This is a genomic window from Bacillus cereus group sp. N12 (assembly GCF_016483575.1).
GTDB classification, from domain to species: Bacteria; Bacillota; Bacilli; order Bacillales; family Bacillaceae_G; genus Bacillus_A; species Bacillus_A toyonensis.
Genome location: NZ_JAEHBO010000257.1, coordinates 1 through 246 on the forward strand (window position 1 = coordinate 1; position 246 = coordinate 246).

A 246-nucleotide genomic window follows, 5' to 3' on the forward strand; every position below is an offset into this window, starting at 1 on the left:
GTTGATAGGCTTTAAACATTCCTTGCCTAAACGCTTCTTGAAGTTGCTTTTTAAAAAGAAACAAAAGTAGAATGGCTAATAAGCTCTCTTCACTCGATTCAGTGAAAAAGTCGTCATTGAAGTTTGGATTTTCATAGGATAACATATAAGAAAGAAAGTAAGGCTTTACTTGATCGAAGCGAGAGGTTATTGTTATCTTCACGTCAAAAACATGCGACTCCCCGTTTTCCAAGTTCACTATTACGT

The 246-nt window shown here is 35.8% G+C and carries 1 protein-coding gene; it reads right to left on the minus strand.

Annotated elements, in window-relative coordinates:
• Positions 1–202, minus strand: a 202-nt coding sequence (locus JDS92_RS30725; protein WP_206773100.1) for a hypothetical protein, incomplete at its 3' end; no start/stop codon positions are given.
• Between the last annotated feature and the right edge of the window lie 44 nt (positions 203–246).